Source organism: Georgenia wangjunii (genome assembly GCF_036421975.1).
GTDB classification, from domain to species: domain Bacteria; phylum Actinomycetota; class Actinomycetes; order Actinomycetales; family Actinomycetaceae; genus Georgenia_A; species Georgenia_A wangjunii.
In genome coordinates this window covers 98981-120911 of the sequence record NZ_JAZGON010000009.1, presented here as the reverse complement: position 1 = coordinate 120911, position 21931 = coordinate 98981, and the positions used below count along the sequence as shown (strand labels likewise).

The 21931-nt window shown below is 69.7% G+C and carries 19 protein-coding genes; 17 read left to right on the top strand and 2 right to left on the bottom strand.

Features of this window, described 5'->3' with window-relative positions; translation table 11 throughout:
• Window positions 1-16: 16 nt before the first annotated feature.
• Window positions 17-1426 (bottom strand): glucose-6-phosphate dehydrogenase, encoded by a 1410-nt coding sequence (locus V2J63_RS13175; protein ID WP_331231508.1) that lies wholly within the window; start codon window positions 1424-1426, stop codon window positions 17-19.
• Between the two features lie 96 nt (window positions 1427-1522).
• Here V2J63_RS13175 and V2J63_RS13170 point away from each other — a divergent pair, with 96 nt between their 5' ends.
• The 11 genes from V2J63_RS13170 (at window position 1523) to V2J63_RS13120 (ending at window position 10187) form a co-directional block, all read left to right on the top strand.
• Window positions 1523-2011, top strand: a complete 489-nt coding sequence (locus tag V2J63_RS13170; RefSeq protein ID WP_331231507.1) for an OsmC family protein — start codon at window positions 1523-1525, stop codon at window positions 2009-2011.
• A 7-nt stretch (window positions 2012-2018) separates the two neighbouring features.
• Entirely contained in the window at window positions 2019-2744 is a 726-nt protein-coding gene (locus tag V2J63_RS13165; RefSeq protein ID WP_331231506.1) for a hypothetical protein, read from the top strand.
• A gap of 106 nt (window positions 2745-2850) precedes the next feature.
• Window positions 2851-3651, top strand: a complete 801-nt coding sequence (locus V2J63_RS13160) for an aldo/keto reductase (RefSeq protein WP_331231505.1) — start codon at window positions 2851-2853, stop codon at window positions 3649-3651.
• A 200-nt stretch (window positions 3652-3851) separates the two neighbouring features.
• Entirely contained in the window at window positions 3852-4325 is a 474-nt protein-coding gene (locus tag V2J63_RS13155; protein ID WP_331231504.1) for an Hsp20/alpha crystallin family protein, read from the top strand.
• A 76-nt stretch (window positions 4326-4401) separates the two neighbouring features.
• A complete protein-coding gene (locus V2J63_RS13150) occupies window positions 4402-5223 on the top strand; it encodes a thymidylate synthase (RefSeq protein WP_331231503.1) in 822 nt (273 codons plus the stop codon).
• Between the two features lie 10 nt (window positions 5224-5233).
• Window positions 5234-5731, top strand: a complete 498-nt coding sequence (locus tag V2J63_RS13145) for a dihydrofolate reductase (protein WP_331231502.1) — start codon at window positions 5234-5236, stop codon at window positions 5729-5731.
• Window positions 5728-6591 carry a DUF4129 domain-containing protein gene (locus V2J63_RS13140; RefSeq protein ID WP_331231501.1) on the top strand — a complete coding sequence of 288 codons (864 nt, stop codon included), beginning with the start codon at window positions 5728-5730 and terminating at the stop codon, window positions 6589-6591. The genes V2J63_RS13145 and V2J63_RS13140 overlap by 4 nt, the downstream gene beginning before the upstream one ends.
• Window positions 6588-7196: a hypothetical protein gene (locus V2J63_RS13135; RefSeq protein ID WP_331231500.1), complete on the top strand. Its 609-nt coding sequence runs from the start codon at window positions 6588-6590 to the stop codon at window positions 7194-7196. The genes V2J63_RS13140 and V2J63_RS13135 overlap by 4 nt, the downstream gene beginning before the upstream one ends.
• Complete coding sequence (locus V2J63_RS13130) at window positions 7193-8191, top strand: AAA family ATPase (protein WP_331231499.1); 999 nt, start codon at window positions 7193-7195, stop codon at window positions 8189-8191. The genes V2J63_RS13135 and V2J63_RS13130 overlap by 4 nt, the downstream gene beginning before the upstream one ends.
• Before the next feature lie 53 nt (window positions 8192-8244).
• Window positions 8245-9573 (top strand): DUF58 domain-containing protein, encoded by a 1329-nt coding sequence (locus V2J63_RS13125; RefSeq protein WP_331231498.1) that lies wholly within the window; start codon window positions 8245-8247, stop codon window positions 9571-9573.
• The gene (locus tag V2J63_RS13120) at window positions 9570-10187 is read left to right on the top strand and encodes a hypothetical protein (protein WP_331231497.1); all 618 of its coding nucleotides are present in this window, start codon (window positions 9570-9572) and stop codon (window positions 10185-10187) included. Before V2J63_RS13125 ends, V2J63_RS13120 begins: the two co-directional genes overlap by 4 nt.
• A gap of 37 nt (window positions 10188-10224) precedes the next feature.
• Here V2J63_RS13120 and V2J63_RS13115 read toward each other — a convergent pair whose 3' ends face one another.
• Window positions 10225-11172 carry a DUF808 domain-containing protein gene (locus tag V2J63_RS13115; protein WP_331231496.1) on the bottom strand — a complete coding sequence of 316 codons (948 nt, stop codon included), beginning with the start codon at window positions 11170-11172 and terminating at the stop codon, window positions 10225-10227.
• A 1747-nt stretch (window positions 11173-12919) separates the two neighbouring features.
• On the opposite strand from V2J63_RS13115, the gene V2J63_RS13110 reads away from it, so the two are divergent.
• From V2J63_RS13110 to V2J63_RS13085, 6 genes are all read left to right on the top strand, one after another.
• On the top strand, window positions 12920-14902 hold the full coding sequence (locus V2J63_RS13110) for an ATP-binding protein (RefSeq protein WP_331231494.1): 1983 nt from the start codon (window positions 12920-12922) through the stop codon (window positions 14900-14902).
• Between the two features lie 35 nt (window positions 14903-14937).
• Window positions 14938-16500, top strand: coding sequence for an AAA-like domain-containing protein (locus tag V2J63_RS13105; RefSeq protein WP_331231493.1), 1563 nt, complete (start codon window positions 14938-14940; stop codon window positions 16498-16500).
• A gap of 666 nt (window positions 16501-17166) precedes the next feature.
• Window positions 17167-18258: a hypothetical protein gene (locus V2J63_RS13100; RefSeq protein ID WP_331231492.1), complete on the top strand. Its 1092-nt coding sequence runs from the start codon at window positions 17167-17169 to the stop codon at window positions 18256-18258.
• 245 nt (window positions 18259-18503) lie between these two features.
• Window positions 18504-18638, top strand: coding sequence for a hypothetical protein (locus V2J63_RS13095; RefSeq protein ID WP_331231491.1), 135 nt, complete (start codon window positions 18504-18506; stop codon window positions 18636-18638).
• A gap of 312 nt (window positions 18639-18950) precedes the next feature.
• Window positions 18951-20177: an adenine-specific methyltransferase EcoRI family protein gene (locus V2J63_RS13090; protein WP_331231490.1), complete on the top strand. Its 1227-nt coding sequence runs from the start codon at window positions 18951-18953 to the stop codon at window positions 20175-20177.
• Window positions 20174-21337, top strand: coding sequence for an HNH endonuclease family protein (locus tag V2J63_RS13085; protein WP_331231489.1), 1164 nt, complete (start codon window positions 20174-20176; stop codon window positions 21335-21337). Before V2J63_RS13090 ends, V2J63_RS13085 begins: the two co-directional genes overlap by 4 nt.
• Window positions 21338-21931 lie beyond the last annotated feature (594 nt).

Here is a 21931-nt window from a genome sequence, read left to right as displayed (position 1 = left end):
CCCCGCCGTCCCGGCCCTACTGCCCGAGCACCCACCCGTACGGGGCGGCGAGCTCGCGCGCCTCCTCGGGGCCCCAGCTCTCCTGGGCGTACGGCCGCGGCTCGGGCCGCGCGTCGCCCTGGAGCGGCGCGAACGCCTCGAAGGCCGACCGCAGGCCGCTCGCGGTCGTGAAGAGGGAGCGGTCCCCGAGCAGGACGTCGTGCAGGAGCGAGGCGTACGGGGGCATCGTCGTCCCGCCCTCGACCTGGTCGAGCTCGAGGCGCGCCGTACCGATCGTCAGGTCGAGCTCCGGCCCGGGCTGCTTGACCGTCAGCCCGATCGAGAGCGTGCCGCCCGCGTCCTCGATCGAGACCCGTACCGTGTTGGGCGTCGCGATCTCCCCGGCGAGGGGGCCGGCCGGGTCGCGGAGGACGAGGGTGACCTCCTGGGCGTCGGACGCCATCCGCTTGCCCGTGCGCAGGAGGAACGGCACGCCGCGCCACCGGTCGTTGTCCACCCACAGCCGGGCGGCGACGAACGTGTCGGTGCGGGAGGCGTCGTCGATGCCCTCGATGTCGCGGTAGCCCTCGAACTGGCCGAGGACGACGTCGTCGGGGTCGAGGGCGCGGAAGGACGCGATGACGTCCTCGCGCGCGGCGAGGACGCTGCCGGGGTCGCGCAGGTCCGTCGGGGGCTCCATCGCCACCTGGGCGGCGACCTGGAAGAGGTGGGTGACGAGCATGTCGAGCGCCGCGCCCGTCTCGTCGTAGAACTCGGCGCGGTCGGCGACGTCGAGGGACTCCGGGACGTCGATCTGCACCTGCTCGACGTGGTCGCGGTTCCACATCCCCGCGAGCAGCTCGTTGGCGAACCGCAGGACGTAGAGGTTCTGCACGGCCTCCTTGCCGAGGAAGTGGTCGATGCGGAAGACCTGGTCCTCGCTGAGGACGTCCTTGACCGTCTCCTCGAGGGAGACGAAGGTCTCCAGCGACGTGCCGTACGGCTTCTCGTAGACGACGCGGGCGTCCTCGGCGAGACCGTGGTCACCGAGCGCTCGCGTGAGTGGTTCGAAGGCGGACGGCGGCACGGCGAGGAAGTGGACGACCGCCGGGTCACCGCCCAGCTCCTCGCGGACCTCGTCGATGACCTCGATCATCTCCCCCGCGTCCTCGGACGTGAACCCGCCGCCGGCGAACCGCACGCGCTCGGAGACCTCGTCCCAGTCCTCGGGAAGCCCGTCGCCGAACTCCTCGAGCGCCTCGCGCACGCTCGTCCGGAAGTCCTCGTCGCTGCTGTCTCCGCGCCCGGCACCGACGAGCCGCCAGTCCGCGGGCAGGAGCCCCCGGGTGTGCAGGTCGAAGAACGCGGGCAGCACCATCCGGGCGCTGAGGTCACCGCTCGCGCCGAAGAGGACGACGACGACGGCGGAGGGCAGGTTGTCTGGCACCCGCCCGACGCTACGGGAGCGCCCGGCGCGCGGCATCCGCAGGCCCCGGCCCGCTTCGCCGTCGCCCGCACGCGGCCCGCGTGCGACGATCGGCCCATGGACTTCACGATGCCGGACGCCGACGCCGCGGGTGGTGCCGCCACACCCGCACCGGCCCCCGGGCGCGCCCTGTGGGGCGAGCGTGACGGCGGCCCGGTCTACACCGGCAGGAACGAGCGGGGCGCGCAGGTACGGATCGGCAAGGGTGACGCCGAGGGCGTCTTCTCCCCCGGCGAGCTGCTCCAGCTCGCCCTCGCCGCGTGCACGGCGCTCTCGGCGGACCACGTGCTGCGCGGCAAGCTCGGGGAGGACTTCCCCGCCGTCGTCGGGGTCTCGGGCGCGCCCGTGCAGGGCGAGAACCGCTACGGGTCCCTCGACGTCGAGCTCGTGCTCGACCTCGCCGGCCTCGACCCCGAGCAGCAGGACACCCTCCGCGAGCGCGTCCGACGCACGGCCGGGCGGCAGTGCACGGTCGGTCGCACCCTCGAGGCCGGCGCCTCGCACGAGCTCGCCATCACCCACGAACCCATGACCGACGAGAGCTGAGGCACCCATGGCCAGCACCGACCTCACGACGACGGACGAGCGCGCCGGCGACCTCAGCGCAGCCGACGACGCCGCCACGACCGAGCGCACCCGGTTCGAGTCGCTCCTCGACGCGGCCCTCGCCCTGCCGGCCGGCCGGGTGCAGGCGAACGTCGCAGCCCTGCGGCGCGCCCACCCGGACGCCACCCCGGCCGAGATCCTCACCCAGCTCGAGGACGCGTACGTCCGCTCCGTCAAGCGCACGAGCGGCGCCGTCGGCGCCGTCGCGACGGTGCCCGCCATCGGCACGGGGATCGCGGCCGTCCTCACCGCCGGCACGGTCGGCACGTTCCTCGCCCGCAGCGCGACGTTCGTCCTCGCGGTCGCCGAGGTCCATGGCGTCCACATCGCCGACGCCTCCCGGCGGCGCACGCTCGTGCTCGCCTCGCTCCTCGGCCAGGAGGGCGTCGACGCCCTCGAGGGTCAGGTGGGCCTCGGCACGCTCGGCTGGGCACGCACGGCCCTCACGCGCCTCCCGCTCGGCACCGTCCGCGGGGTGAACCGGGGACTGACGAGCCGGCTCGCCCGCCGGTTCGCCACCCGGGGCGGGCTCCTCGCGGTCGGCCGGCTCGCGCCCTTCGGGGTGGGCGCCATCATCGGCTGGACCGGCGGGCGCGCCGTCGCGCGCAACGTCGTCGAGAGCGCGCGCGAGGCCTTCGGTCCCGCACCCGAGACCTTCGCCGCGGCCGAGTGACCCGCCCGCCGCCCCGGCCCCGGGCGGCCGCCCCGGGCTGAGGCGGCTCGGGGTCGCGCCGTCGTCGGCGTGCCGCCCGCGGACGGGCGTAGCAGGATGTCCGACCATGACCACGACACCCCACACCCCCACCATCGGCCTGCGCACCCCCGCCGGCCGCGTCGACATCCCCCTCCTCGGCTTCGGCACCTGGCAGTCCGAGGGCGACGACGCGTACACCTCGGTGCGCACGGCGCTCGACGTCGGCTACCGCCACATCGACACGGCCACCGCGTACGGCAACGAGGACCAGGTCGGGCGGGCGCTCGCGGACTCCGGCGTCGACCGTGCGGACATCTTCGTCACGACGAAGCTGCCCCCCGGCCACCTCGGCGAGGAGCGCGCCACCCTCGAGGAGTCGCTGCGTCTCCTCGGCACCGACTACGTCGACCTCTGGCTCATCCACTGGCCGCCGAACCGCGAGGCGACGCCCGCGATGTGGGAGCACCTCATCGGAGCGCAGGAGGCGGGCAAGGCCCGCGCGGTCGGCGTGAGCAACTACTCCGTCGCCCAGCTCGACGAGCTCGCCGCCGCCACCGGCGTCATGCCCTCGATCAACCAGATCCCGTGGAGCCCCGGCGACCACGACGCCGAGCTCGTCGCGGCGCTGCGCGAGCGGGACGTCGTCCTCGAGGGGTACAGCCCGTTCAAGCGGACCGACATGGACGACCCCGAGCTCGTCGCCATCGCCCGCGCGCACGACGTCCAGCCCACGCAGGTCGTCCTGCGCTGGCACGTCCAGCGCGAGTTCGTCGCGATCCCGAAGTCGGTCACGCCCGAGCGCATCGCGGCCAACCTCGACGTGTTCGGCTTCGAGCTGACGCAGGACGAGCTCGCCCGGCTGGACGCGCTCGCCCCCAGCCGGTAGTCCGCCCGAGAGCCGGCGGGCGGCCCGCCCGCACCGCCGGTCGGCGGCCCGTTCGCCGTGAGCGATCGGGCCGCCGCTTCGGTTAGCACTCGCCGCTTGCGAGTGCTAAAAATGTGCCAGCAGCCGACCCGCCGCCACGAGCGACGGGACCGGCGCCGGCCCGGGAGGTCCGGGCCGAGATGCACACGGAGGTGAGTCTCATGGCAAGGATCAACGACCCGTTCCGCGAGATGGACCGCTGGCTCAGCTCGGTCCTGCGCGAGGCGCCGAACGCGAGCGTCATGCCCCTCGACCTCTACCGCGAGGGTGAGTCGTTCGTCGCCAAGATCGACCTTCCCGGTGTGGACCCGAGCTCGATCGACGTCGACGTCGAGGACCGCACCCTGACGATCCGCGCCGAGCGCGGCACGACGAGCACCGAGGGTCAGCAGTGGCTCTCCCGCGAGCGCCCGACGGGCACCTTCGCCCGCCAGCTCACCCTCGGCACGGGCGTCGCGCTCGACCGCATCGACGCCGCCTACACCGACGGCGTCCTCACGCTCACCATCCCGGTGGCGGAGGAGGCCAAGCCGCGCAAGATCCAGGTGGCGCACAGCGGCGCCCAGCACACGATCGAGCAGGACCGGCGAGGGTCCGAGCAGGGGCAGGACCGCGACATGGCCATGCAGGGCTGAGCAGCGGGAGCACGCAGCACGACGCGTCGCGCCGGTGGTCCGCCACCGGCGCGACGCGCCGCTTAGGATGCTGGACGTGAGCCAGCCGTCCCCCGCCCCAGCGCGCCGCACGCCCTACGAGGACCTCCTGCGCCTCGTCCTCGCCGAGGGGACGCCGAAGTCCGACCGCACGGGGACCGGCACGCGGAGCCTGTTCGGGCACCAGATGCGGTTCGACCTCACGGCCGGGTTCCCGCTCGTCACGACGAAGCGCGTGCACGTGCGCTCGGTCGTCCACGAGCTGCTGTGGTTCCTGCGCGGGGAGTCCAACGTCCGCTACCTCCAGGAGAACGGGGTGCGGATCTGGAACGAGTGGGCGGACGACGACGGCGAGCTCGGCCCCGTCTACGGCGTCCAGTGGCGCTCGTGGCCGACTCCCGACGGCCGCCACGTCGACCAGCTCGCGCGGGTCATGGAGACCCTGCGCACCGACCCCGACTCCCGCCGCATGATCGTCTCGGCGTGGAACGTCGCGGACCTCGACGCGATGGCGCTCGCGCCGTGCCACGCGCTCTTCCAGTTCTACGTCGCCGACGGGCGCCTCTCGTGCCAGCTCTACCAGCGCAGCGCCGACCTCTTCCTCGGTGTCCCGTTCAACGTCGCCTCCTACGCGCTGCTCACCCACATGGTGGCCCAGCAGGCCGACCTCGAGGTCGGCGAGCTCGTCTGGACCGGCGGGGACTGCCACATCTACGACAACCACGTCGAGCAGGTGCGCGAGCAGCTCACCCGCGAGCCGTACGCCCCGCCGACGCTGCGGCTGCGCCGGGCGTCCAGCCTCTTCGACTACACCTACGACGACGTCGAGGTCGTCGGCTACACCCACCACCCGGCCATCGCGGCGCCGGTCGCGGTCTGAGGGCGGCGGCGTGACCCTCGGCATGATCTGGGCGCAGGCCCGGATGCGCGTCATCGGCCTCGACGGCGACATGCCGTGGCGCCTGCCCGAGGACCTGGCGCACTTCCGCCGCACGACGGCCGCCGACGCCGTCGTCATGGGCCGCACGTCGTGGTTCGCGCTGCCGGAGAGCTACCGCCCCCTGCCGGGACGGCGCAACATCGTCCTGTCCACCCAGGAGGACTTCGCACCCGCCGGGGCCGAGGTCGCGCGCAGCCTCGAGGAAGCGCTCGACCGGCTCGGCGGGGCGGACGCGTGGATCTGCGGCGGGGCCCGTGTCTACGCCGACGCCATGCCGCTCGCCGACGTCCTCGTCGTCACCGACATCGACCTCGAGGTGCCCGGCGACCGCCGGGCTCCGGAGGTCGGGCCCGAGTGGGAGGTCGTCGGCCACGACCCGGCGCCCGAGGACTGGCTCCACGCGAAGAACGGCCTCCGCTACCGGATCACGACCTACCGCCGGCGGTGAGGGCACTGGCGGGCGAGGGCGGCGGGGCTCGGGGGGCCCCGGCCTCCGGGGCGCCCGCCCGCCACACCGAGGCACCAGCCCGCTCCGCCGGTGCGCCCGCCGGCGACCCGCGCGACCGGGCGCGCTCCGCCGTCGTCCTCCTCGCCGTCGCGGCCGTCATCCTCGCCGTCCTCGGTGCCGCCCTCGCCGGGCCGTGGGAGGCCGCCCCCCGTCCTGCCGGCGAGGTCCCCCTGCCCCCGGCGGCCTCGCAGGAGGCGGTCACCCCCGAGGCGGTCGAGCCGCCCCTCGTCACGGCCGAGGGGGGCGGCGGGATCCATCCCCTGGCCCTCGTCGTCGCGGCGCTCGTCGTCCTCGGCGCCCTCCTCGCCCGCTGGCTCGTCGGCCGGGCGACGTTCGCCCGTGGCGGCACCGTCGTCGGCCACGAGACTGCCGGCGGGCGGCAGGTCGACGTCGCCACCGAGCCCGAGGTGGAGCCGGACCTGCCCGCCCTGCGTCGGGGCGTCGACGCGGCCCAGGCCGCCCTCGCCTCCGCCGGGAAGGCCGACGACGTCGTCATCGCCGCGTGGCTCGAGCTCGAGGCGGCCGCGTCGAGCTCGGGGGTGCCGCGTGCCCCGGCCCAGACCCCGACGGAGTTCACGACCGCCGTCCTCGACGCGACCGCCGCGGACCCGGCGGCCACCCGCACCCTCCTCGGTCTCTACCACCGTGCCCGCTTCGGCCGCGGGGAGGCAGGCCGCATGGGCAAGGCGGAGGTCGCCACCGCCACCGAGTGCCTACGCCGCCTCGCCGCCTCGTGGCCGGCGACGTCGAGCCAGGCCGCCCGACCGCCGCAGCCGGCTCCGGGCGAGGCGGCGCCGTGAGGCCGGTGGCGAAGGCCAGCGCGGGCCGCAGGGCCGGCGCAGGCGGGCTGACCGACGCGCCTCGCAGGGCCGGCGGCGTCCCGCGTGCGCCCCGCGGTCGACGCGCGGTCTCCGGCGCCGCGGTCCTCGGCGTCCTCCTCGGTATCACGGCGGTCGTCGTCGTCCTGGCGTACTTCCGCTTCACCCCGGCCAACATCGCCCTCGCCGCCGCAGCGGCCGGCGTCGTCGGGCTCGTGCTCCTCACCCAGGACGCCGGCCACGAGCACGCGTGGCCGCGCCTCACCGACGGGACCCGGGCCGGCTACCGCCACGAGGTGTCCCAGCTCTCCTGGTCGATGACGGGCCGGGACGGCCGCCTCAACTCCCAGGGCGTGCGCCGGCTGCGCGCCGTCGCGCGCGGACGCCTCGCCCTCCACGGCCTCGACCTCGACGGCGACGCGGAGGCCGTGCGCAACCTCCTCGGCGACGCGGCCTACGCCGCCCTCACTCCCCCGGCCACCCAGGGTCCGAGCGCGCGCGCCGTCTCCGCCTGCCTGCGTGCGCTCGAGCGCCTCGGGGCGCCGGACCAGCCCACCGCACCCCCTACGACAAGGACGCAGCCATGAGCACCCCGCCCGCCGCCCCGCTCACCGTGCCGGACGTCGCACGCCTCGGTCAGGAGGTCCTCGCGGAGGTGGGGACCGCCGTCGTCGGGATGAGGCAGCCGCTGCGCACCGCCCTCGCCGCGGTGCTCGCCGGAGGGCACGTGCTCTTCGAGGACGTCCCGGGTCTCGGCAAGACGCTCGCCGCCCGCAGCCTCGCCGCGGCCCTCGGCCTCGACTTCCGCCGGCTCCAGTGCACGCCGGACCTCCTGCCGGCGGACATCACCGGCTCCTACGTCTACGACCCGGCCGGGGCGGAGTTCGTCTTCCGGCCCGGTCCCGTCTTCACCGGCCTCTTCCTCGCCGACGAGATCAACCGGACGGCGCCCAAGACGCAGTCGGCACTCCTCGAGGCGATGGCGGAGCGGCAGGTGACGGTCGAGGGGACGAGCTTCCCCCTCCCCGCGCCGTTCCACGTCCTCGCGACGTCCAACCCGGTCGAGTACGAGGGCACGTACCCCCTCCCCGAGGCCCAGCTCGACCGCTTCCTCGTGCGCCTCGCCGTCGGGCACCCCACCCGGGACGCGGAGGCGGAGGTGCTCGGGCGGCGCCTCGCCCGGCGCGCCGAGCGGGCCGACGTGGCCCAGGTCGTCGACCCGGCGACCCTCCTCGCGATGCAGGCGGGCGTCGAGGCCGTCGACGTCGACCCGGACATCCTCCTGTACTGCGTCGACCTCGCCGCGGCCACGCGCGCCCACAGCGCCGTCGAGGTGGGCGCCTCGCCCCGCGGCTCCCAGGCGCTCCTCCTCGTCGGCCGCGCGCTCGCCGTCCTCGACGGGCGTGACTACGTCACCCCGGAGGACATCAAGGCCGTCGCCGTACCGGCGCTCGCGCACCGGCTCACGCTGACGGCGACGACGTGGGCGACCGGCACCCCCGCGGAGGACGTCGTCGCCGCCGTCCTCGGCGCCGTCCCTGGGCCCGCGAGCGCCGGGCAGCGGGCGGGCGCGCGGGCGTGAGCCAGGCGGCCGGCCGGCAGGCCACGGACGGGGGTCGACGGCGCCTGCGCGGCGTGACCGGGCCGTGGCGCCCGCTCAGCTGGGCCAGCGTCGGCACCGCGCTCGGCGCGCTCCTCCTGCTCACCGGGGTGCTCGTCGGCCGCCCCGACGTCGCGGCGCTCGGCGCCGCGCCCCTCCTCACGGGCGCGCGCGGCTGGGCGCAGCGCCCGGCGGCGCCGGTCGAGCTCGAGCTGCGTGCCGCCGGGCAGATGGTCGCCGAGCGCGAGCTGTCCGCGCTCGTGGCGGCGAGCGGGGCCGGCGTCCGCGGGTCGGCGCTGCGGCTGCGGGCGGCGAGCCCGGGCAGCCGCCCTGCCGAGGCGCTGGTCCGGCTCCCCGCGGGTACCGAGCGCACCGTCGAGCTGCGCTGCGCGATGGTGCGCACCGGTCCGCACGAGCTCTTCCGGGTCGACGCCGTCGCGCTCGGCCCCGACCAGGCGGTGATCACGGGCCCTCCCCTCACGCTCGGCCCCGCCCACGTCCTCGTCCTGCCGGGCACCGTGCCCCTGCGGCGGGCGCCGCTGCCCTTCCGCCTCCAGGGGATGACCGGCGCGCACAGCTCGCGCCGGCCCGGGGACGGCGGCGACCTCCACGACGTCCACCTCTTCGCGCCCGGCGACCGGCTGCGGCGGATCGACTGGCGCACGACGGCCCGCCGGGCGGGTGCCACCGGCCAGGCGCAGCTGCGCGACCTCTACGTGCGGCGGACGTACGCGAGCGCGGACGCCACCGTCATGCTCGTCATCGACTCCCGCGACGACGTCGGCCCGGACGTGACGACGTGGGCCGGCGGCGTCCCCGTGCGCACGACCGACGCGACGTCCCTCGACCTGGCCCGGGAGGCCGCGGCGTCCCTCGCCCGGGCCTACGTCACCGCCGGCGACCGCGTCGGGCTCGAGGACCTCGGCCTGCGCCGGCGTCCTGTCCCGCCCGCCGCCGGCCGGCGCCACCTCGAGCGCATCGTGCGGCGCCTCGCGCTCTCCCTGCCCGAGGGCACGCCCGGTCCGCGCGAGCGCGCGCCGCAGCTCCCGTCCGGCTCGCTCGTCGTCGTCCTCTCGACGTTCCTCGACGACGAGGCGGCCCGCATGGCCGTCCTGTGGCGTCGCTCCGGGCACCGGGTCGTGGCCGTCGACGTCCTGCCACCCGTGCGCGCCGACGAGCTCGGGTCGCGGCTGCTCACCGCCTACCGGCTCGTCGACATCGAGCGGGAGGACCGGCTCGCGCTCCTGCGCCGCAACGCCGTCGAGGTGGTCCGGTGGAGCCGCGGCGGCGTGCGCAGCGACGCCGAGGTCGAGCTGGCGGCACTGGCGCGGACCCGGCAGCGCCCCTCCGGAGGACGGCGATGAGAGCCAGGAGCGGAGGCGCCACGGCGACGGGCGAAGGTGGGCCGGACGCGCGCCGCCCGTGGGGCCGCCGCGGCGGTGCGGGCGCGCACACGGACGACGACCCGCGCATGCGCATCCTCCTCGAGCGGGCGGTGCCGGGATGGCTGCTGCGCCTCGCGCTCGCCCTCGCCGTGCTCGCGAGCGCCGCGTCCGTCGCCCAGGACACGAGCCACCTCGTCGCAGGAGCCCTCGCGGGGGCCGTGCTCGCGTGGCGCCCGCACCCGCTCCTCCTCGGCGCCGTCGTCGCCCTCGTCGCGCTCGTCCTCCTCACCGCGCCGGGCGGGCCGGCGTGGCAGCTGCCTGCGCTCGTCCTCGCCACGCACCTCGCGTGGCGCCTCGGCGTCCTCGCCGACGCGGTGCCGTGGACGGCGCACGTCGAGGCGGGCGTCCTCGCCGACGCCGCGCGGCCCTTCGTCGCGATCCAGGCCCTCGCGCAGGCCCTCGCGCTCGCCGCCACGCTCCTCGCCGGGGCAGCGCCGGTGCCGTGGCTCGCCGTCGGCGCCGCGGCGGCCCTCGCCGTCCTCGCCTGGGCCACGCTCGTGCCGATGCTCGCGCACACCCACCGCCGACGGTGACGCCCCGTCGGCACTGCTGACCGTCCGCACTCGGACGTCAATGAGCGGTGCGGGCGCCCTTCCGCCGTGGGACGAGGTGCATCACCGCGACGACGACCGCGCCGACCAGCAGCCCGATCAGCGCGGACGCGAGGGTGTTGACGAGCCACGCGAGGAAGCCGCCGATCCCGGCCACGTCGAGGACCGCCTCCTCCGCGTGGTGCACGAGGTCGTACAGGGCGTGCCAGCCCAGCTCGTCGACCCCGACGAGGAGGATGTGTCCGCCGACCCACAGCATCGCGACGATCCCGACGGTCGAGAGGACGGCGAGGACCTTGGGCATGGCGCGGACGAGGAGGCGGCCCGTGGCCGCGACAGCGCCCTGCCTGGTCGCAGCCAGGCGCAGGCCGATGTCGTCCATCTTGACGATGAGGGCGACGGCGCCGTAGACGAGCACCGTGATACCGACGGCCACCACGGCGAGGATGACGCCGCGGGAAACCAGGGCCTCGTCCGCGACCTCGTTGAGGGCGATGACCATGATCTCGGCCGAGAGGATGAAGTCGGTGCGGATCGCGCCGCTCACCACGGCTTTCTCCGCGTCCTCGCCCTTGGCCGCGGCAGGCAGCTTCTTCGCCTCCTTGGCGTGACCGGTGACGACCTCGTAGACCTTCTCGGCTCCCTCGAAGGCGAGGTACGTGCCGCCCACCATGAGGATCGGCGTGAGGATCCACGGCACGAACTGGCTGAGCAGCAGCAGCACCGGAAGGATGACGAGCAGCTTGTTGCGCAGCGAGCCCATGGCGATCCGCCGGATGATCGGCAGCTCGCGCTTGGCAGCCACGCCGTGGACGTAGCGCGGCGTCACGGCCGCGTCGTCGATGACGACGCCGGCGGCCTTGGCGCTCGCCCTGCCGGCCGCCGCGGCGACGTCGTCCACGGACGCCGCGGCCAGCCTTGCCAGCGCGGCGATGTCGTCGAGAAGCGCCGCCAGTCCGCCGGCCATCAGGCCTGCCTCGTCCGTGCTCGACGACCGTTGCCTCGGGGACTCCTGTTCATCATCGGCCCAGGGTAGGGCGATGAGGCCGTCGGTGCCGACCGTGGCCATTCGACGGGCTGCGGCGCCGCGGGCGAACGACGAAGGCCCGGACCGTGTGGTCCGGGCCTTCGTCATCTTGTAGCGGGGGCAGGATTTGAACCTGCGACCTCCGGACGCCATCGGGGGCATCGCGACTACTACGGTCTCGGGCCGGAAACTACCGATTCGCTCGGTTTCGCGAGGGATTCGCCCTTCGCTTCCAGCCCCAGGATACCCGTCAGGTGCGGAGTCAGGCGGACCCAATGTGGACACTAAGTGGACCCAGGTCAGGATGCGGGTCGCATGAGCGGGATCACCGGTTGCAGTGGCGGTCCCGGGCACCGACGACGAGAACCGTCACACCCGGTGAAGCCGACAAAAGGTTGCCGACGACGAGGCGGGTGACGCTTGACTTCGCCATCTCAACCACCCTCCTTCGCGGGGTCGGGCACGACAGTCGCTCGCCCTGCTGCAGAACAGCGATCACCCGTCCACTGGTACGAGCGCCAGAGACCTTCGTCCCCAACCGACCAAGCGCGATCTGCGACGTCAGCGCCACTGTTCGAGCTGGGTCGACTCGCGGACATCCGCGCGCCGAGCAGCGGCCAGCCCAGACGCTGAGCCCCATCGTGCAACGGTTCACGGAAAGGAGCAGCCAGCCCAGGGTCAAGCAGCCAAAGCAACACCCCGACCGTGGAGGTGTCGATGATCGACATAGGCTTGCCCGCCGGGCGGGCCCTCGGCGCCTCGTGCCCGGGACGACGCGGGGCCGCGCTCACGTGCCGCCCAGGCTAACGCTCCCGGCCTCGCCGCCCGGAAGCCGCCCGCACGGCTTGGCCGACGTGCCCAGTTGCAGAGCCGGTAGCGTGCCGTTGTACGAGCGCTTGCGTCCTCCGTTACGGTGCGTGAAGGACTCACACACACGCAGATTGGGCATGGTGTTGCCAATGGGTGCGAACCACTCGACGGCGAGGGACGCACCGCGCGCGGGGCCAGCGCGGGGCTCCACGATCCGACCTCGAAGTGAAGTGATCGACAGGTGTCGGAACTAGTCGCGCCGCCGGCCGCCGACGCCAGCGAGGCCCTTGACGCGAAGATCACGCTGCTCCAGCGAAGCGCGTCATCGGATCTCTACACACCGGAGTCCTTCGTACCTTGGCCCGACATTGAACGCGCTGTGTCTGCGAAGGCAGAGGCCATCGCGGCATTGCAGCGCATAGTCGACGACCATAACCAGACTGAGAATGCCCTCGGAGACTGGCTCAAGCTGCCGCAAAGTGTGCTGGTTCTCCGCGCTTTGTTCGCGGCTCCACAACGCGTGGGGTTCGTGGGTAATCGCAGCCTGCCGGACCAGGCCCCTAGCTCTGACTCCAAGAGGCGCGAGCTAGCTGACCTGTTGATACAATTAGGCATTTGGAGGCTGCTTCCCCCGGGAGCCCGAGTCGTCGACGCGGTAAGAGTCGGCGAACTTGGGCTGGATGCTCGTCGGCGCGGGTTTCGTCGACGCGACCATGTAAAGGCTCAGCTCGACACTCTGATAGAGACGGCCGTCGCAGACGTCGCCGTTCAAACGGGTGTCGAAGTATCGAATCTTCCGGCATGGAAGTGGCCCGCTGAAGCGAAGGGCCGCGTTACGGCTGTCGTGGCAGCTCAGGGCAAGCCCGTAGCAGCCATCGTGAGTGTCTTCCAGGCGCAAAGCGGGGGTCGCCAGCAAAGGGACTTGCTAGAGACCTATCCGTCACTGCAGCGCGACTTCGATGCGCTACCGATGACGTTGATATTGATCCTCGACGGGGCTGGGATTGTCGAGAGTCCTCGGCGCGTTTTGGCCCGACTTCTAGAGCAAGTCGGGGCCGGTATGAGCACCGAGCAGGCTCAACAAGGAATTCTCGCGGAGGCGCTTGCGGACGCGGTGCTCAGCCATGGTGAAAGATCTGGACGGACACGAGCTCTAGGCACCCTGATCGACAGCGCCCTTCGCGACTCGACGGAGATCTCGGCGCAAGATCTACCTGACAGGCAGGACCGGGTCCTACTAGCCTTCGGCGACTACGTTGCTTCGCATCCCGATAAAGACCTCGAACTGAACATTTCCAACGCGACTTTGCGATGGCGCTCCGCTGCCAAGGTCGAACCCGTCCAATCTTTGGCGCGAGAGTATCGAGCCGCCGACGCCGTGCGCTCGCTTATGGCGCTACTAAATGCGCGTGACGAGAAGTGGCTAGCACCGGAAGATGACGTGGTCGGGGCATTCGGAACGATCGACGATCCAGTCTTGCCTCATCGCCTATTCGTCGCGGCTGCTACGTCGTCAACCGGTGTGGTCGACGCAGAACTCGTCCGAACTGTGGGCCGGCTCAACCGATCGCGAGATGTCGGAGGTGGCGTCGCCATCCTGATAACACCCGACATCAACATCGCGCTGACTACGATGAGACAACAAGCGGCCATGGCAACGAGCGTCGTCGTTGTTGACCTCGAGGACCTGCGGGCAATTGCGACAAGCAAGAGTCCGCGAGATGCAGTGATCTCGGCGGTGCTCGCCCAAGCTGACCTATCGAAGGCGAACCCGTTCACTGTCATGGGTGCTACTCGCCAGCGGATGTTCTACGGGCGGGGCGCCGAAGAGGCGCTACTGCAACATACACTGACGACGAATAGCGCTGCACTAATCGGTGGTCGCCGTATCGGCAAGACGAGCCTTCTGCAGCATGCTCGAGATCGCTTGGGGGATGCAGGATGGAACGTCCTTTACGCCGACTGCCAAGCCGTAGGCTCGTGGAAAAGCTTCGCAGAGCATGTAAATGCGCATTGGGATGTCCGCGTTTCTAGCGCATTCTCGGTGGAGGCTGTGACAAGTCTCTTCGCCGAACTTGGTGGCCGAGCGCCGGGGCCGCTCGTCGTTATGCTCGACGAGGTTGATGCACTCCTGAAGTGGGACCGCGAGGATCCTCACAGCGAAGGCATGCGTGAACCGCTATTTCGGTCGCTGAGGAGTCTTAGCCAAGAAGGTCGCGCTCAGTTCGTCTTTTCGGGGGAGCGACTGATCGCAGGGGTCCTCTGGGATCCTTCGAGCCCTCATTGGAACTTCTGTCGGGCCATACCACTCAGACAGCTCGCTCGCCCCGACGCGGAGGCGTTGCTGACGCAACCACTGGCGGCTTTGGGAGTCCGCTTTGAGCAGCCCAAAAAGGTGCTGGACCTCGCGTGGCAAGCCACGAGCGGGCACCCGCAGATTGTCCAGCAGCTCGGGGAGTCGCTCGTCATGCTGTTGAACGAACGTCCAGCAGAGTCGCGCGGCGTTCTTAGCGTCGGTGACGTTGAATCGGTCGTGACCGACTCAACGTTCATTCGGCACTATGTGGCGACTTACTGGGGTCAGGCCACGCCAACGGAACGCCTAGTGACCGGGTTGATCGCTGCGGGTGACGGGTCCGTCGAACAGTTGGCCAGGAGTCTTACCGATTCACACGTTGCACACTCACTCGAGGATCTCGAGGCCGCACTCCGCATGCTTGATCTCTACGGAATTGTGGACGTGTCCGGACAGAACATTTCTTGGCGCGCAACGGCCTTTCCCGCGGCGATGAGAGCTATGGGCGGCGCAGGCCTGATCGTCGAAGATTTAGCTCGGGATATTACTCGACACGCGGGGTAAACCCGCCTAGATTAGGTTGAATCAGAGGAGAGCGCGTGGGCGACTTCGTAGTCGGGGGCGTCGTACCGGTGTCGAACGTGACGTATCGCCATCGGCAATTCGAAGACGAATGCCTGCGGCTTCTGGCTTCGGGTGATTGGGTGACGCTTCTTGGCCCGCGCCAACACGGGAAGACGAGCGGCCTAGTCCGGTTGCGCGATTCTCTCGAAGAGAACGGCATTCGCGCCGCCCTCGTGGACCTGCAAGGATACCCGTCACCTCCTAAGCCGACGCTTGAACACTTCTTGTCGTGGCTGGTTGGGCAAGTCGCCCATCGCCTTGGCGCTCAAGTGCCGGCGCCAGTCCAGATCGACACGGTCCTAGAAGGCCTTCGCGTAGCTTTCTCTGGACTAAGCGGGACCGTGGCGCTGCTCGTAGACGAGGCGACGCGACTGGAAGAGGGCGTCAGGCACGATTTCTATTCGCAACTTCGCGCCTATCACACTGCAACTCGGACGGGAGATGCTACAGGCGTTGCGGCACAAATACTGTTCGTCTTCTCCGGTACCTTTCGTCCAGAGACGGTGATCGACGATGATAATAGCCCCTTCAACGTTAGTCGCTTGGTGTTGAGCGAGGATCTTAGTGAGGATCAGGTCATTGCGCTCGCACGCGCTACAGGCGATGATTCCTTGGTCCCGTGGGCACAGCGCGCGTTCGCCGCCGTGGGAGGGATGCCTTATCTCGTTCAGGCACTACTGGATGCGGTCTCCGCCGAGGAAGAGGTGAATAGGGAGCAGGCGTTCAATTCGCAACTGCTTCGACTGGGAAGCGGAGCCGATGGCCATTTGCCTGCGCTGTTCCGCCGCCTGGCTGCGGAGGCGGGTGCTGAAGAGCTATTGGGTCGCGTTATCGCGTCGGGAGTCGACGGATTACCCAGTTCCGGGGAAGGGTTGTCTCAGTTTCTTCAAATCTTGGGCGCCGTCCGGATAGAGACGTCGGGTTTTGGCGCTTCGCGAATGTATGCGCGCTCCGAGTTCTACGAGCGCGCGTTTCGCGCAAGCCCCCAAATCAGCCCTAGCGTCGTCCTCGAGACTATCGAGTCGTCGGGCTCGAGCGAACCGGCGGTCTTAGCGCCGATGCAAGTGGGGGAACTGGACTGGATTGCAGACGTTCGATTGCGCGGTGTCGTGGCCGACCTTCATGCAGGTGCTGTGCAGGCGGCGAACGTAGGGCACTCACGTTTGGCCCTGGCGGGACTGGGTGCGGCATACGAGGGAATGCTTCTCGCTCTGACCGAGCAGATGGATGTGGAGGTTCGGGACAATGCTCGTCGCCGCGCCGTCCTCCGTAGCGGATCGATCCCTACGGGAAGCTCGCGAAGTTGGACACTGGAGGCCCTTACGCTCGTGGCGCAGAACGCGGGAGCGCTGCCGAATCTCCCGTCTGCTGCGGGCGACATGATCCGGGACTGGAGGAACCTCGTTCACCCTGACAAGGCTCGAACGCAGTGGAAAACGGAAGAGGAACTCAAGCCTGTGGTGTCCATTATGGCTTCGTGCATAACGCTGCTTCTCCAAGGCTGTCACTCCGCTTCCGAAAGCGGATCATCGCAATAGAGGATGAGGCTGGCGGGCGTCGCATGCACCGCACGGCGAGCACGGCGCAGCGGCACGCGTGCACTCCGTGGGCCTCTCGTGAGCCCGTACCTCGCATCATTACCGACGCGAGGTCCACAGACCGGAGTCGGCGCGCACTTCGTCGCTAACAACCGCCGACCATGTCGCCGCGGAGCACTTCGGGCGCCGGCGAGAATCGACTTTGAGGCGCCTTGCGGCGACCTGCTCCGGTCTGGAGAGGTCCGACCGATGCCGGGCAACTCCCCGCAGGACCGATGACCTGGAGGTTTGTACTGAGCACCCGAACGATGGAGACCCACGGACAACGACTGAGAGCGAGCACTTTTCGCCCCATCAATGCCCCACGACTCTCCCCAGCTCGGACGCTTGTGGAGCCCGACCGCCAACCGAACCCGGGCTCCACCTAGATGGAGCCTGGCGAGCACGCACCGCGCCGCTGGCGCGTGGCTTGCCAACCGGTGAAACCATCCCCCTCGCCCAGGATGCAACGCCACGCCGCGCCGGGCCAGGCGCCAGCCGCATCGGCGCCGTCTGCAACGGGTCCGACCTGGAGGTCGGCCCGGTCCACCGCATCACCCTCCCCGCCCACTCGGATGGGCTTGGAATACAACGTGCCGCCCGTCCGGCATCCGCCATGATCGATGCATGACGAGCCGCACCAAGCTGAAGATGGTCGTCCCTGTCGAGGAGGCGACCATCGGTGACCTCCGACCGTCCCATCATGACGTCACGTCAGAGGTCGAGCGCGCCGTTCGCCAACTGGTCAAGGATGCGGGCTTCGCGCTGCCCCGCAACCGCATGGCGGTCGTGTGCCGTCACCCGGACAAGGACTATTTCTACCTGCTTCTGACACCCGACCTGCTGCTGGTCGAGCACAAAATCGCCATCGAGGTCGACCCGTGCAATCCTGTCCCAGACGGGCGATTTTTCACCCACCGCGGAGCGGAGCAGAAGGACCGGCTGCGCAACGAGCTGCTCGCCGAGGCCGGCTGGTCCGTAATCCGGATTCGGCTAGGCGCAAACAAGGGCATGCACATCGGCCCGCGCGACGTCATCGTGGAGTCCTCCACGGTTACCAAAGCAGCAGCTGCCGCCGTGCTCGAGGCAGTCGACGACGCCGTGCACGACCGGCCTGCGCATGTTCGACTGGTGAAAAAGGGCAAGACTCCCACCCGTGCCGGGCGCCGCTCACACGTGGCGAACATCGGCAAATTCAAGTACAGCGACGACGGGCACATCTTCACCTGGTACCCCGACCTAGAAGACCCAAAGGGCATCAAGTTGCGCCTGAGCATGGGCGGGCGCTACATGTGCGATCACTACAGCAGAGAGCGCGCCGTCATCGCCGAGGCAGGATTGCACGAGATCGCTCGAGAGCAGTGGAAGGACCGCCTTACCGAGCTTCTAAGTGAAGTCGGGCCTCCCCCATGGACTACGACAAAGTGGCCCTGGGGCGAGACACTCCTGGTGCCCCAAGACGGTCAGCCCGCCGACGTCGTCACCGCCTGCGAACGCAAGGCCACTATCGACGACATCGTTATCGCGTTCACGGTCAGCGGCTCCAATCTCGCCGGCTACGATGCCGCCGGTCTCTACTCCGCCGACGAATCCCCGGTCGCCTTACTGCACAAGGACGCCTCTGCCGTCGGCTACCGGATCGAGCGCGTCGTCGGGCATTCGGGCCGTTACGGCGGCTACCATGAGGTGGTGATCAGCCGCCCGGTTGGTGAACCGTGACGGGCCGGTAAGCATGTCAGTATTCGTTGTCAACAATTTCCTCAAGTCCGGTCGCGGAAGCCATACCAGCAACGACCTTCACATGCAGAAACCCACGCCCCGACCCCCACTGCATCCGGGCGTGTGCCACATACGTGCCAGAACTGCCCGGGATACTGACAATCGGAGGGGCCTGCCAGAGGCAGAAGGCCCGAGCACCCGTGATCACCTCGCGGCGGCCGTCGCACGGCGGCTAGACCAAGGTCATGTACATCGACGGCAATGTCGATGAGATCAATGTACCGATTGAGCTGCTGACCGCGGTCGAGCACGAGCGCTGGCACGCTGCCAGCGTTACGTGCACGACCAGTGCTCGCGCCAGGACGACGGGTCCCTCGTGATCCCGGCCGAGCTTGCCGCGCGCCGGGAGGCCCGGATCGAGACGCCCCACGCCGACTTCACCGAGCAGGAGAAGGGGGCAGCGACCGTGACCAGGTGCAGCGGTACCTGCCGACCATCATCGACGCGTTGACGCGGTGGGCCCTCACCGCGAGACCGTAGGGGCAACGCCGGCCTCCGGGATCCTCGTGTTCATCCCGTCCGATCGGCCTCGTTTGCCAGCACTGGCGGAGCCCGTCGATAGGATGTCAATGCAGCGCGCGCCGGCACTCTGGCCGCGATCACGGCCGGACCACAGGGGTGAACAGGCAAGCATGGCGACACCGACAGAGCGCGTGACCACGCGGTCTCGCACGAAGAACACCAACCTGCAGTCGGCGAAGTCCGCGAAGTTCGACGAGTACTACACGCAGTGGGCCGACATCGAGCGAGAGATGAACGCCTATCTCGAGTACGACCCCGACGTCTTCCGCGGCAAGATCGTGCTCCTGCCGTGCGACGACCCGGAGTGGTCCAACTTCGCCAAGTTCTTCGCGCTGCACTTCATGGACTTCGGCCTGAAAAAGCTGATCTCGACGTCGCTGGCCCCCGACAGCAACCCGGCGGGCAACTACTACGTGCCGACGCTGTTCGAGATGGCCAACCCGCGGTTCGACGAGACCAAGACCCGGGCAAACGGCAAGAAGTTTGTCCTGGAGCCCCACGACATCAATGACGACGGCTCCGTCAACATCAACGACCTCCAGTGGGAGTACCTCAAGGGCGACGGAGACTTCCGCAGCGCCGAGGTCACGGCCCTGCGCGACGAGGCGGACATCGTCATCACCAACCCGCCGTTCAGCATGTTCCGCGAATTCGTCGCCTGGCTGGTCGCCGGCGACAGGAAGTTCTCGGTGATCGGCAACAGCGCCGCGACCACCTACGTGGATATCTTCCCGCTCATCAAGGAGAACCGCCTCTGGAAGGGGGCGACAGCCAACAACACCGACATGGTGTTCGGTGTGCCGAAGGGCGCTCCCGTGAAGGAGGCGGACCGCCAGAAGGCCGCACGGCTGGGCTACCCGTCCGACGACGACTACGACTACACGCGTCTCGGGAACGCCTGCTGGTTCACCAACGTCGACCACGGGCGTCGACACGAGCCGCTGCAGCTGATGACGATGGCCGACAACATCCGGTTCTCGAGGCACAAGGACGTCCGCGGGGCGGAGTACCAGCGGTACTACAACTTCCCCGAGGCCATCGAGGTCGGCCACGTCGACGCCATCCCTAGCGACTGGGACGGGTTCATGGGGGTGCCGATTACCTTCCTGGACAAGTACAACCCGGACCAGTTCGAGATCCTCGCCCACGGCGACGATATGGACGCGTTGCGCGAGCTAGGCGTCGGCACCCTGGGCGAGGACTTCGTGAGGACCTACTACGAGCAGGGCGGCACCGGCGGCAACAGCCCGGGCCACCGCCGGCTCGGGCTCACCAAGCCGCATTACTACACCGCTTACAAGCGCATCATCATTCGCCGGAGGGACACGGCCGCGTGAAGACCGAGCTGAAGCAGTACAGCGTCGCCGAGGTCATCGAAGGCTTCGTCTTCAACGAGTACGAGGGCAAGGGCCTGTTCGGCCTCAACGGCCGGCTCGTCATCCAGCCCGAGTACCAGCGGCACTACATCTACGGCGGGGGCAAGGACGCCGATGTCATCGATTCGCTGCTGAAGGGCTACCCGCTCGGCCTGATCTACTTCAATGTGGCGGACCCCATGCTCGAGGTGCTCGACGGCCAGCAGCGCATCACGAGCGTGGGCCGGTTTACGACAGGCAAGTTCGCGATCAAGGTCGACGGCAAGGAGCAGACCTTCTCATCGCTGCCGGTCGATCGGCAGAACAAGATCATGGATGCGACGCTGCTCGTTTACGAGTGCGAGGGCACCGAGACGGAGATCAAGGACTGGTTCCGGACGATCAACATCGCCGGCGTTCCCCTGAACGACCAGGAACTGCGAAATTCGATCTACTCCGGCCCGTTCGTCACCAAGGCGAAGGCCGAGTACTCCAACTCCCACAACGCCCAGATTCAGAAATGGCAGGCGTACATCAAGGGCGACGTCAAGCGCCAGGAGATCCTGGGGACCGCGCTCGAGTGGCTCGCTTCGTCCCAGGGCCTCACGATTGACGCCTACATGGCCCAGCATCGCACCGACGCCGAGATCACGAGCTTGAGGGCCTACTTTACCTCTGTGATCGACTGGGTCACCAGCGTGTTCACGCGCTCGCCCGACGCCGAGATGCGCGGCCTCGAGTGGGGTCGGCTCTACGAGCAGTACCACTCATCCTCCTACGACGCCGCCAGGTTGGACACCCGCGTGGACGAGCTCCGCACCGACCCAGCGATTCACCGGGCGCGGAACATCTACGAGTTCGTGCTGGGTGGCGAGACCGACACAAAGCTCCTCGAGATCCGGCTCTTCGACGCCAACATGAAGCGCGTCGGCTACCAGCAGCAGACGACGAAGGCTAAGGGCGACGGCGTTTCGAACTGCCCGCTGTGCGCACTCAGCTCCGACGCCAACAAGGCTCGGATTTACAAGCAGAACGAGATGGACGCCGACCACGTGACGGCGTGGTCGAAGGGCGGGGCGACAGACCTCGCGAACCTCACGATGCTCTGCGTCCCGCACAACCGCGCCAAGGGCAACAGATAGGGCGAAAGCGCAAGGGAGCAGGGGGCATGGCGACGGGGACAGACGGCGGGCTGCTAGACAGCCCGAAACCGCAGTCGGTCTACAAGCACGAATCCTGAAGCAGTACGTCATCCAGTTCGCGAACATTACAGCGAGCAAGCTGACCCCGAGACGCGCCGTGCTCTTCGATGGCTTCGCCGGCCGAGGACGACACCGGAGAGCCCGGATCCGCCGAGCACATAATGCTAGCCGCACAGCGGGCCAAGGCCAGGACCGCCATCGACCTCCTCCTCGTCGAGATGGCCCCGGCAGACTACGCCTCGCTCGACGCCGTCGCGAACGAGTACAGGTCTCGCGACGTCCGCGTCGAGAGCCGAAACGGTGACTGCGGAGATCCACGACGCGCTGACGCTCGCCCGGGGGGCCAGCCTCTTTCTTCCTAAATCCGTGCGGCGCAGTGCTCCCGATGGACTCGATCGGGAACCTGCTCGGGAAGCGGGGTACGTGGCCGCGAACCGAGGTGCTGCAACTTCAGCGCCGACCTGATTCGCCGTGCCGGCGGCCAGCTGAAGAAGGGCCAGCTCGATCTCGGTGGCGTCGCGCAGGCAGACAAGG

What these genes read in the sequence shown, in the direction of transcription:
- V2J63_RS13130 (WP_331231499.1), top strand. Translation starts at nt 7,193, where the DNA reads ATGAGCACCCCGCCCGCCGCCCCGCTCACCGTGCCGGACGTCGCACGC.
- V2J63_RS13155 (WP_331231504.1), top strand. Translation starts at nt 3,852, where the DNA reads ATGGCAAGGATCAACGACCCGTTCCGCGAGATGGACCGCTGGCTCAGC.
- V2J63_RS13165 (WP_331231506.1), top strand. Translation starts at nt 2,019, where the DNA reads ATGGCCAGCACCGACCTCACGACGACGGACGAGCGCGCCGGCGACCTC.
- V2J63_RS13120 (WP_331231497.1), top strand. Translation starts at nt 9,570, where the DNA reads ATGAGAGCCAGGAGCGGAGGCGCCACGGCGACGGGCGAAGGTGGGCCG.
- V2J63_RS13100 (WP_331231492.1), top strand. Translation starts at nt 17,167, where the DNA reads ATGACGAGCCGCACCAAGCTGAAGATGGTCGTCCCTGTCGAGGAGGCG.
- V2J63_RS13160 (WP_331231505.1), top strand. Translation starts at nt 2,851, where the DNA reads ATGACCACGACACCCCACACCCCCACCATCGGCCTGCGCACCCCCGCC.
- V2J63_RS13095 (WP_331231491.1), top strand. Translation starts at nt 18,504, where the DNA reads ATGTACATCGACGGCAATGTCGATGAGATCAATGTACCGATTGAGCTG.
- V2J63_RS13115 (WP_331231496.1), bottom strand. Translation starts at nt 11,172, where the DNA reads ATGGCCGGCGGACTGGCGGCGCTTCTCGACGACATCGCCGCGCTGGCA.
- V2J63_RS13170 (WP_331231507.1), top strand. Translation starts at nt 1,523, where the DNA reads ATGGACTTCACGATGCCGGACGCCGACGCCGCGGGTGGTGCCGCCACA.
- V2J63_RS13090 (WP_331231490.1), top strand. Translation starts at nt 18,951, where the DNA reads ATGGCGACACCGACAGAGCGCGTGACCACGCGGTCTCGCACGAAGAAC.